This is a genomic window from Nocardia sp. NPDC004711 (assembly GCF_053601595.1).
Genome location: NZ_JBSGCB010000176.1, coordinates 1 through 1,580 on the forward strand (window position 1 = coordinate 1; position 1,580 = coordinate 1,580).

Below are 1,580 nucleotides of genomic sequence, written 5' to 3' on the forward strand. Positions count from 1 at the left end.
GCCCGATCTCCTCCGCGTCCTCGAAACCGGCAGTTCTCAGCTCCGTGATGACATCGACGCCGACATCACGCTGGGTCTTGCAGGGATCGTTCTCGACCATCGGTTACTCAGGATCTACCAGCGGGCACCAGCCAGAATATCCCCGTCGGCGCTCGTCCGGACCGGATGTTCGCACGCTGCCGCCACGCCCCGGTCAGGGGAGGGTGGCCGCGCTCGCGGGATCGACGAGGATCTTGGCGTGTTCCTCGGGGTTACCGAGGGCGGTGAAGGCCGCGTCCACACCGGAGAGTCCGACCGTTCCGGTGATGAGGGGCGCCGGGTCGACCGCCCCGTCGGCGAGCATGTGCAGGGTGTCGCGGAATTCGCCCGGGTCGTAGCCGGTGGAGAAACGGATGTCGATCTCCTTGTTGATGGCCATCCCGGGGTGGAAGGTGTCGGCCTCGAGGCAGGCGCCGACGACGATCAGCCGGCTCATCATGGGCACGCTCGTGAGCAGTCTGTCGATCATGCCCGGCACGCCCACGCATTCGAACACGATCGGGCCCGAGGGGGTGATGTTCAATGTGTGCGCCGCGCGAAAGGCATACCACCACGGCACATTCGGGACCCGGCGCAACTTCTCCATGGTGTCGAAGCCGAGGTTGAGCAGATCCGGGACATTGGTGAGCCGATTCGGGTACGGGGAGGAGGAGAACGGATCGGAATCGCGCGGATCGACCACCACGTCGGCGCCGCAGCGGGCGGCCAGCTCCCGGCGCCGCGGCGAGTAGTCCGAGGCCACGACGGAGCGCACTCCCGCCGCCTTCAGCATCGCGATCACGGCCAGTCCGATCGGACCGCAGCCGATGACGTACGCGTTCTGCTTCTTACCGATTCGACTGCGGCGCACCGCATGCCAGGCGACCGCCATCGGTTCGGTCAGGGCCGCGTGCGCGGCCGGCAGTCCGTTCGGCACCGCGAACGTCATCGACTCCTGCACGACGATCTGCTCGGCGTATCCGCCCGGCACCTGGGTCGAGGTCCCGATTATCTGGACGTCCTTGCCGTTGCGGCACATGGGCATCGCCACCACCGGGGTACCCGGCTTCCAGCGGCGCCGGGTGTCGCGACCGTATTCGACGACCTCTCCGCAGAATTCGTGACCGAAGACGACTTTGTCCTCGTGGCGCGGCATCTGGTGGTAGCCGACGGTTGCGGCCATATCGGCGAGTTCGTCACTGTGGACGCGTGCGTGCAGATCCGAACCGCATATCCCGCAACGGGACACATTGATCAATACCTGGCCCGGCCCCGGCCGCGGATCGGGAACATCGGTGACTTCGAGTTTTCCAGCGCTACATACGACTGCCTTCATATCCGCAGCGTATTTCCTGCATGCCGACCGGATAACCCGCCATCCGGCGGGATATGGACGCCGTTCTCACCGGGTTTGGCGGGTGCCGTCACATTCCCCTGAATACGGCACGGCTGTGCCACCGGCGGAATCCGCCGATGCCGATCGCGCACAAGAACCTGAATGCGCTCCACTGCCAGACGTTGGTCGACAATCCCGCCAGCGCGGTGAAGATCGAGAACATCAG

The 1,580-nt window shown here is 65.6% G+C and carries 1 protein-coding gene; it reads right to left on the reverse strand.

Going from position 1 to position 1,580, the window contains the following annotated elements:
- Nucleotides 1-193: 193 nt before the first annotated feature.
- The gene (locus ACWEKS_RS49255; protein WP_452346592.1) at nucleotides 194-1,354 is read right to left on the reverse strand and encodes a zinc-binding dehydrogenase; all 1,161 of its coding nucleotides are present in this window, start codon (nucleotides 1,352-1,354) and stop codon (nucleotides 194-196) included.
- Nucleotides 1,355-1,580: the final 226 nt, after the last annotated feature.